7 protein-coding genes and 1 pseudogene are annotated in these 8,308 nt (G+C 71.1%); 3 read left to right on the top strand and 5 right to left on the bottom strand.

All coding sequences use genetic code 11. The annotated features are described in order from the left end of the window. From VFZ20_RS17725 to VFZ20_RS17705, 5 genes and pseudogenes are all read right to left on the bottom strand, one after another. Positions 1-369: pseudogene (locus tag VFZ20_RS17725) on the bottom strand (hypothetical protein); the annotation flags it as partial. A gap of 3 nt (positions 370-372) precedes the next feature. After that, positions 373-1,116, bottom strand: a complete 744-nt coding sequence (locus VFZ20_RS17720) for a hypothetical protein (protein ID WP_329685253.1) — start codon at positions 1,114-1,116, stop codon at positions 373-375. A 538-nt stretch (positions 1,117-1,654) separates the two neighbouring features. Then, on the bottom strand, positions 1,655-2,896 hold the full coding sequence (locus tag VFZ20_RS17715; protein WP_329685252.1) for a multidrug effflux MFS transporter: 1,242 nt from the start codon (positions 2,894-2,896) through the stop codon (positions 1,655-1,657). Positions 2,897-3,037: 141 nt separating this feature from the next. Continuing rightward, positions 3,038-3,649 carry a hypothetical protein gene (locus VFZ20_RS17710; protein ID WP_329685251.1) on the bottom strand — a complete coding sequence of 204 codons (612 nt, stop codon included), beginning with the start codon at positions 3,647-3,649 and terminating at the stop codon, positions 3,038-3,040. Positions 3,650-3,867: 218 nt separating this feature from the next. Beyond that, positions 3,868-4,485, bottom strand: a complete 618-nt coding sequence (locus VFZ20_RS17705) for a hypothetical protein (protein WP_329685250.1) — start codon at positions 4,483-4,485, stop codon at positions 3,868-3,870. Positions 4,486-5,118: 633 nt separating this feature from the next. Here VFZ20_RS17705 and VFZ20_RS17700 point away from each other — a divergent pair. The 3 genes from VFZ20_RS17700 (at position 5,119) to VFZ20_RS17690 (ending at position 8,150) form a co-directional block, all read left to right on the top strand. After that, the gene (locus VFZ20_RS17700; protein ID WP_329685249.1) at positions 5,119-6,261 is read left to right on the top strand and encodes a glycosyltransferase family 1 protein; all 1,143 of its coding nucleotides are present in this window, start codon (positions 5,119-5,121) and stop codon (positions 6,259-6,261) included. Then, the gene (locus VFZ20_RS17695) at positions 6,258-7,355 is read left to right on the top strand and encodes a lysylphosphatidylglycerol synthase transmembrane domain-containing protein (RefSeq protein ID WP_329685248.1); all 1,098 of its coding nucleotides are present in this window, start codon (positions 6,258-6,260) and stop codon (positions 7,353-7,355) included. Before VFZ20_RS17700 ends, VFZ20_RS17695 begins: the two co-directional genes overlap by 4 nt. An 84-nt stretch (positions 7,356-7,439) precedes the next feature. Then, entirely contained in the window at positions 7,440-8,150 is a 711-nt protein-coding gene (locus VFZ20_RS17690; protein WP_329685247.1) for an RNA polymerase sigma factor, read from the top strand. Positions 8,151-8,308 lie beyond the last annotated feature (158 nt).

The raw sequence follows: 8,308 nt of genomic DNA, 5'->3' as shown, positions 1-8,308 counted from the left end.
GCGCAGGCAGCCCACCAAGTCCTCGCGCCTCATGGAGACGCCCGCGAGGTTCAGCGCGCCGCGGCCCATCTGCAGCAGGGTGCCCGCCATGCGGATGGGCACGGCGGCCAGCTCGCGCCACGTGTACTCCCACCGTTCCTTGCTGGCGCTGCCGGAGTGCCAGGTCAGCCCGTCCGGGAGAATCGCCAGCCCCTCCTTGCCGCTCCCGAAGACGGTGCTGTCCAGGAAGGCGATGACGTCGCCCTCCGGCGGGCGCCGCCATGTGGCGCGGGCGTTGGACAGCCGGTCGCCGGGGATGGCGGGGTGCACCCACCAGTCCGGGCCGCCGTAGCTGGCGCAGACGTCCAGGACCTGCTCACGCGCGAGCACGGCTCAGCCCCCGCCGATGGTCAGGGTGAGCAGCACGGAGCGGTCCTCCAGCACCTCCTCGCGCTCGATCTTCATGTTCCTGCCGCGAATGCGCTCGCGCAGCGTGGCCAGCGCCGCGCCCTGCACGCCCTGCTTGTACGCCTCGTCCACGCGCGACAATTGCTCGAACGTGCCGCGCAGGTCCGGCGCCTCGCCGATCTCCACCGAGTACGGCGCCGTCTCGCCGGCGGGGCGAAAGACGACGGGCGAGCGGCCCAGCGCGGCCGTGATGGAGCCGTCCGCCTGCACCTGCGCCTGAATGCCGAACCGCTCCAGCGTCTCCATCAGCAGCGTGCCGTCGCGGAAGTTCGTGGGATAGATGCTCGTCCGCTCCCGCTCGGCCACGGCGGCGGCGGGCGGCGCGTCTTCCCGGACGAAGATCCGCCGCCCGGTTTTGGCTTCCAGGTCCTGGATGAAGCGGTCGGAGATGGCGGGCACCTGGAACTTGGAGAAGATGGCGATCCACTTTCCATCCTCCATCCGCCACCACATGAACTCCTTTTCCCCGTCGATGTGCGTCTTGATGAGCCCGCCCCAGTCGTCCGCGTCGTAGCCCGCGCTGCGGACGGTGCGCAGGAGCTCCGCCTGGCTCCGGAGCTCCGTGGTGACGCGCGCCTCGTTGCTGCGCAGCCACTCCTCGAAGCTTTCCTTGCCCATGACCACGCGCATGGCCAGCGCGACGGGGAGCATGACGAGGGAAACGGACATCGGCGTTGAACTGCGGGTGACGGGAGACGAAGGACGGGGGACAGCCGGCAACCGCGGGTACGGCGGATGGGGATCGCCGCGCGCCACCGTCTCTCAGGTTGGCGGATGCAAACGCCTGTCGCAAGGACGGGCCCTCACCCCGCTGGGGCCCTCACCCCGCTCGTTCCTCGCGTCCCTCTCCCGCAAACTGCGCGGGAGAGGGTGTAGACTTCGAACGGGCTGTGGCGCGCGGCGCGGGCTTCGCCTCCGGTACGTTGAAGCCTCGTTCGCACCGCGCGTCAGCGCGAGACGGGGCTTGCCGCCGTCCCAGCGGCGGGTTCACCCGCTTCCGTCCGGGGCTGGGCGTCCGGGGCACTCACCCGCTCGTTCCTCGCCATCGGGGGCCGCTCCGCTGCACCTGGACCGGCCTGTGCCGGGGCAGTCCGCGCAGGCGGACTTCGTGCCTTTCCAGCGGCGAATTCATTCGCTCCGGCTGGGGGACGGCCCTCGCCGGATCAGGACGGGCCGAGCGTCGCGCCCCGGAGAAGGAGCGTCCCGCTCACGCCTCCACGACGAGAGGCGGCGACACGGCCTCCTCCTCGGCGGTGTCGCGGTCGGGGCCCCGGCGGTCGTGCACGAGCAGGGTGAGGATGCCGGCCACGGCCACCGTCGTGGCCAGGGAGCGCGGCGTGTGGTCGTAGAACGCGCCCACGATGGACCCCGAGATGGCGCCCGCCGCCGTCTGCGCCGAACCGATGAGCGACGACGTGACGCCCGCCGCGCGCCCGTGCGGCGCGAGCGCGGCCGCCGTGGCGTTGGGCTGCACGAGGCCCAATCCCAGCATGTATGCCATCATCGGCACCATCACGCCCGGCACGCCACCGATGTCGAGCCACGCCAGCACCGCCAGCGCCAGCCCGGCCCCGAACACCGCCAGAACGCCGCGGCGCAGCAGCAGGGCGGGATCCATCCGCGTCACCAGCCGGCGGTTGAGGGTGGCGCCCACCATCAGCGCCAGCGCCGGCAGGGCGAACAGCACGCCGAACAGCGTGCGCGGCACCCCCAGCGCGTCGATCAGCACGAACGGCGAGCCGCTGATGTAGGCGAACATCCCGCCGTATGAAAAACACGTCGTGAGCCCGTGGCGCAGGCTGTCGCGGTGCGTGAGCACGGCGGCGTAGCTGCGCAGCAGGGGCACGCGCTCGCCGTGGCGCACGGCCGCCGGCAGCGTCTCGCGCAGCCCGCGCCACGCCACCAGCCACAGCACCAGCCCCGCCGCGCCCAGGACGAGAAAGATGGCCAGCCAGTCGAACGCCGTCAGCAGCAGGCTGCCGGCCGTGGGCGCCACGATGGGCGCGGCGATCATCACCTGCGTGATCTGCGACAGCACGCCCGACGCCTCGCGGCTCGCAAAGCAGTCCCGGACAATGGCGCGCGCCAGGATGGGGCCCACGCTGGCGCCCAGCCCCTGCACCAGCCGCGCGCCCACCAGCACGGGCAGCGACGGGCTGAGCGCGCATGCGATCCCCGCCGCGGTGAACAGGGCCAGCCCCGCCAGCAGCACGGGCCGCCGGCCGATGCGGTCCGCGACCACGCCGCACACCAGCTGCCCCGCGGCAAAGCCCGCCAGGAACAGGCTGAGCGTGAGCTGCACCGCGCCCACCCCCGCCCCAAACGTCCGCTGCAGCTGCGGCATGGCCGGCAGGCTCATGTCGATGGACAGGGCCGTGAGCCCCGTGAGCGCGGCCAGCAGCAGCACGGACGGCCGCCGCGTGGCGTGCGGCGGAGAGGGATCGGGCATTCGGGCTCGGCGGATGGGGAGCGATGTCGACAATGCAGCCTAACCCGTCCGCCGCCCGGGGGCCAGTGCCGCGGGCCCAAACGCGTTCGCCCCCGCCCGGACGGTGCCGGGCGGGGGCGAACGGATGCGGAGGACGGCGCGTCAGGCGCCCTGGAACCGGCCCGTCACGGGAACCCCGCAAAAGGTGCCGGAGATGGACACCACGCGCGTCGAGGCGTTCAGCGTGGCGGTCACGTCCATGGAGCAGCGGCCGCCGTTGCCGTCGTCGCGGGACCAGTTGAACGCGCCCGTTTCGCGGACGGAGAGCGAGGACAGGCCGCCGGGGCCCGTCGACAGGTCCAGGGAAACGTCGATGTCGGGGTCGCCCGTGAGGGTGACGACGCTGCCGTTGTCCATGCGGTGACCGCAGGCGCCGTGCTTTACCGCGAAGTCGGTGGAGAGGCTGGCCGTCCGCGCCGTGGTGTTCCAGGCGATGTTCATGTCGCCGTCCAGGTCCACGTTCCCGCCGGCCGGGCAGGGTGCCGTCTGGGTAAAGGTGTAGCCCATGGCGCCGGTGGCCGCGCCCACGGGCGGGGTGCCGCTTTCCCGGGCGCTCACGCTCGCGGCCAGGATGGCCTGGTTGAGCTGCGTGACCTCGGCGGCGGAAAGCGTGGCGCCGCCGCCGGGCTCCGGTCCGGTTGCGCCGTCGCCCGAGCACGCCGAGGCGGCCATCGCGGACGCGGCAAGGACGGTGGCCAGAAAGGGTTTGTGCATCAAGGGAGATCTCCCGCGGAAGTGCGCCGCCGGACGGGGAGGGTGCCCGGCGGTTTCCCGGAACATAGCCGCAAACGTGGATAGGCGCTACCGGCGCGGGTGGACGGCGCTCTTTCCTGGCGCCCCACCCCTGCGTCCCTGGACGGCGGCCCGGAGGCGATCCGCCCCCGCGCGGACGGTGCCGGACGGGGGCGGATACGCGGAGCGGCGGGGGTGTGTCAGCCCTGGTAGGTGCCCGTGACGTTCATCCCGCAAAAGCTGCCGGAGAGCACCACCTGCCCCGTCGTGGGGTTCAGCTCGGCGACGACGTCCACGGTGCAGCGGCCGTGGTTGCCGGCGTCGCGGGCCCAGGTGAACGCGCCCTGCTCGGTGATGCGCAGCGCCGTGAGGCCGCCGGGGCCCGTGGCGGCGTCCATCATCACGTCGATGTCGGGGTCGCCCGTGAGGGTGACGAGCTGGCCGTTGTCCAGGCGCATGGCGCACCCGTCGTGGGCCACGGCAAAGTCGGCGGAAAGGCCGCCGGTCTGCGCCGCGTCGTTCCACGAGATGCCGATGGTGCCGGCCACGCCCACGCTGCCGGCGGGCTGGCAGGGCGCCGTGTCGTTGAAGTCGAACGTGAGCGAGCCGGTGCCGAGCGATTCGCCCGTCCGCGTGCTCAGGCTGGCGCCGCGGGCGTGGCCGCGCACGCCGGCGCTGATGCCCAGGATGGCGCGGTTGAGCTGGACCAGCTCCGGCTGGGACAGGCCTTCGCCGGCGCTGCCGGGGCCGGTGCCGTCGCCGGCGCACGCCGACAGGGCCAGCGCGGCCGCGGCAAGGGTGAGCACGCTCTTGCGCATGGGACCGTTCTCCTGCGGGGGGACCTCGCGGCCCGGCGGGGGAGGGCCGGGCGGATTGGGACTGAAAGATAGTCACAAACGCGTCCAGAGTGCTACCGGAGCCGTCCGGCGGAAGTTCCGGCGGGGGCCCTCACCCCGCTGGCCCTCACCCCGCGGGCCCTCACCCCGCTCGTTCCTCGCGTCCCTCTCCCGCAAACTGCGCGGGAGAGGGTGTAGACTTCGAACGGGCTCCCTGCACCGTGGCGGGCCTTCGTCCGGGAGCTGTCTTCTGAGGGGCCCTCGCGGACCTGCCTGCCTCCCCAGGGGGCAAATCGGCTGAGGCCGATCTGTTCTCCTCTTCTCCACAAAGCGGGAGCCGGGATAGAGGCCCTCCGCGGGCCGGCAGACTCCCGGCCATCGTGCTCGGGTTGTGATCACCTTCCCCATGTCGTTTATGGGGGAAGGCAGGGATGGGGGGCGCTCCGCCCGCCGCGTGATCCCTCCATTCCGGCACGAACCTCCCATCGCCCCGTTTGGCACCCGCCCCGCCCGGCGCTAGATTGCGGCGTCCACCCCAGCCACTCACCCGCATCCTCATCCGGTGCACGCAGCAGCACACACCCGTCGGCGCGGCCGCGGCACGGGGCCGGGCGCATGAAGGTCGTCTACTTCACCGAGAGCCTGCTTCCCCACGTGGACGGCGTGTCGCGCACGCTGGCCCAGCTGTTCGGCTTCCTGGAGCAGCGCGGCGTGGACTTTCGCGTCTACTCGCCGTTCGTCCCGGGGCCCGAGATCTCGTGGAGCGGGCGCGTGCGGCCGGTGCGCTTTGTCCGCTTTCCCCTCTACCCGGACTACCGCGTCAGCAGCCCGTTCGGCCGGGCCGTGTGGCGCGAGGTGGAGGAATGGACGCCGGACCTGGTCCACGTCGTGAGCCCGACCCCGATGGCGTCAAAGGCGCAGAAGTGGGCGGCGAAGCGGGGAGTTCCCGTCGTCAGCAGCTTTCACACGCACTTTGTCTCGTACTTTCGCTACTACGGCGCGCCGTGGGCGGCGGGGTTCGGGTGGCGGATGCTCAAGCGGTTCTACGACCGCTGCGAGCGCGTGTACGTGCCCACGTACGCCATCATCGACGAGCTGCGGGAGCACGGGATCACCAACACGGAGCTGTGGTCGCGCGGCATAGACCTCGCGCGGTTCAGCCCGGAGCACCGCAGCGCGGAGCTGCGGGCCCAGGCGGGCGCGGACGAGAGCACGCCCATCCTGCTGATGGTGAGCCGGCTGGTGAAGGAAAAGGACATGGCGGACCTGGTGGAGATGGAGCGCGTGCTGCGAAGCCGCGGAAACACGCACCGGCTGGTGCTCGTAGGGGATGGACCCATGCGCGGCGAGCTGCAGGCCGCCCTTCCCGACGCGTACTTCGCCGGCCACCAGTCGGGCGAGGCCCTGGCGCGGTGGTACGCCTCGGGCGACGTGTTCGTCTTTCCCTCCACCACGGAAACGTTCGGCAACGTGGTGCTGGAGGCCCAGGCGTCCGGCCTGCCCGCCGTGGTGGTGGACCGGGGCGGCCCGCCGGACCTGGTGCAGCCGGGGCAGACGGGGTTCATTGCCCGGGGCAACGACCCGGCGGACCTGGCGGAGAAGTGCGAGACGCTGCTGCGGGACCCGGAGCGGCGCGCGCGGATGGGGATGCAGGCACGCGAAGCGGCCCGCGAGCGGGACTGGGCCGCCATCAATGGCAGACTGATCGAGAGCTACGGCACCATCGTGGATCAGCACCGTCGGACGTCGCGCCCATGACGCAGCCCCCGGCCGGGACCTCCGGCGAAAAGCCCGGCCTTTCCAGGGGGCTGGACCGCGTGCTGCGCACGGCGCTGTTCCTGGTGCCGTTCGGCGTGCTGGGCAACCTGGCCCTGTCGTGGTTCGCCACGGACCACGACAAGCTGCGAGAGCTGGGGCGGCCGGACCTGCGGTACCTGTACCTGGCCCTCTTCCTGGCCCTGTTTCCGTGGGTGACCAACACGCTGCGCCTGCTGATCTGGGCGCGGTTCATCGGCCACCGGGTGAGCTTTCGCGACATGTTCCGCGTCACGCTGGGCGCGGAGCTGTCGTCGTCCGTGTTCCCCACCTCCAGCGGCGGCGAGGTGTTCCGCTGGGGGATGATGGTGCAGAAGGGCATTCCCCAGGGGCACGCGGCCAGCATCGTGACGCTGGGCTACATCGAGGACATGGCGTTCTTCCTCGTGGCCATCCCCGTGAGCGTGTTCCTGTCGCGCGCGTGGGAGCTGCCCGTGCTGGCGTCCATGGGGCGCGAGCTGCAGGGGCAGGCGCTGGTGGTGATCGGCATCGGCATCGCCGCCGTCCTCGTCGTGCGCCTGCTGTTCGCCGCGGTGCTGCGGGGCACGCTGGGGCAGCGGCCGCGGGCAAAGGGGCTGCGCTTTACGGCACGGCTCAAGCGCAAGTTCCGGCGTACGTGGCAGGACTTCCGCAGCGTGCACCGGCTGGTGATTCGCCGGGGCAAGAGCCGATTCCTGCTCACGTTCCTCATTACGGCCGTGCAGTGGAGCTGCCGATACTCCGTGGTCACGGCCCTGGCGTTCTTCCTGGGCGCGCGGGTGGACCCGGTGCTGTTCTTCCTGCTGCAGTGGGTGATCTTCACGGCCATGATGTTCATCCCCACGCCCGGGGCCACGGGCGGGGCCGAGGCGGCGTTCTACCTGGTGTACGAGGCGCTGCTGCCGGCGGGGCTCATCGGCATTGCCACGGCGGGGTGGCGCATGCTCACGTTCTACGTGCAGCTGGCGCTGGGCAGCATCATCTTCCTGGCGTTCAACATCGCCGATGCCCGCACCCGGGCCCGCAGGCGCCGCGAAGCCGGCGGAGAGGCCCCGTAAATAGCAGATTAACAAGGGGTTAACCAAAGACGGTTTTGTTCCAAACCCTCGACAAATCATTCCTCAGCAGTTAGATTCATCACCATGAAAACCGCAATCGACCTGAGCAGCACGGCGGCGCTCTTCGAGGCGCCCAGGCACGTCTCCACGCGGGGCGTGCGGCCGGACCGCGTACGGATGGGCACCCGCCAGCCCACCGACCGGTCGATGCTGCGCGACATGGCGGACGAGGAGCTGTTCCAGCGGTACACGCAGGGGGAGGAAGCCGGCTTTCGCGAGCTGGTGGAGCGCTACGAGCCGCGCATCCAGGGCTTCCTTCGCAAGCGCCTGAACGACGAGGAGCGCGTGGCGGACCTTACGCAGGACACCTTCCTGCGCATTCACCGCGCGCGTGACAGCTATGACCCGGCACGGAAGTTCTCGACGTGGATTCACACGATCGCGAACAACCTGCTCAAGAACGAGTTCCGCAACCGTTCGCGCCGGCGTGAGACGGCGTTCTCGGAGATGCGCCCGGAGAGCTCGTCCAGCGGCCAGCCCACGCGGCCGGTGGAGTTCGCGAGCGGCGCGGCGGACCCGTCGCGCGAGGCGTACCGCAGCGAGCTGCGCAAGGCGATCGACGAGGCCATCGAGAAGATGGACGAGCACCACCGCATTCCGTTCGTGATGCGCGAGGTGGAGGACCGCACGTACGAGGAGATCGCCGAGGAGATCGGCATTCCCGTGGGCACGGTCAAGAGCCGGCTGAACCGCGCGCGCAACTCCTTCCGCACGCTGCTTCCGGTCCCGGTGTGATCCGGGTGCCGCGACGGTAGACGGCAGATTGATGCAGGATGGCCCGCCCCGACAGATCGTGTCGGGGCGGGCCTTTTTGCGGAAAACAACTACAACTGCATTCTCACGCAGAGCCGCAGAGGACGCAGAGTACTTCATCGCGCGACGAAGTACTCTGC

This window comes from Longimicrobium sp. (assembly GCF_036280135.1).
Classification (GTDB): domain Bacteria; phylum Gemmatimonadota; class Gemmatimonadetes; order Longimicrobiales; family Longimicrobiaceae; genus Longimicrobium.
This window is presented reverse-complemented; position numbering and strand designations above follow the sequence as displayed.

Excerpts from the sequence above, each read along its gene's own strand:
- VFZ20_RS17700 (WP_329685249.1), top strand. The coding sequence starts at position 5,119 with ATGAAGGTCGTCTACTTCACCGAGAGCCTGCTTCCCCACGTGGACGGC.
- VFZ20_RS17720 (WP_329685253.1), bottom strand. The coding sequence starts at position 1,116 with ATGTCCGTTTCCCTCGTCATGCTCCCCGTCGCGCTGGCCATGCGCGTG.
- VFZ20_RS17695 (WP_329685248.1), top strand. The coding sequence starts at position 6,258 with ATGACGCAGCCCCCGGCCGGGACCTCCGGCGAAAAGCCCGGCCTTTCC.
- VFZ20_RS17710 (WP_329685251.1), bottom strand. The coding sequence starts at position 3,649 with ATGCACAAACCCTTTCTGGCCACCGTCCTTGCCGCGTCCGCGATGGCC.
- VFZ20_RS17705 (WP_329685250.1), bottom strand. The coding sequence starts at position 4,485 with ATGCGCAAGAGCGTGCTCACCCTTGCCGCGGCCGCGCTGGCCCTGTCG.
- VFZ20_RS17715 (WP_329685252.1), bottom strand. The coding sequence starts at position 2,896 with ATGCCCGATCCCTCTCCGCCGCACGCCACGCGGCGGCCGTCCGTGCTG.
- VFZ20_RS17690 (WP_329685247.1), top strand. The coding sequence starts at position 7,440 with ATGAAAACCGCAATCGACCTGAGCAGCACGGCGGCGCTCTTCGAGGCG.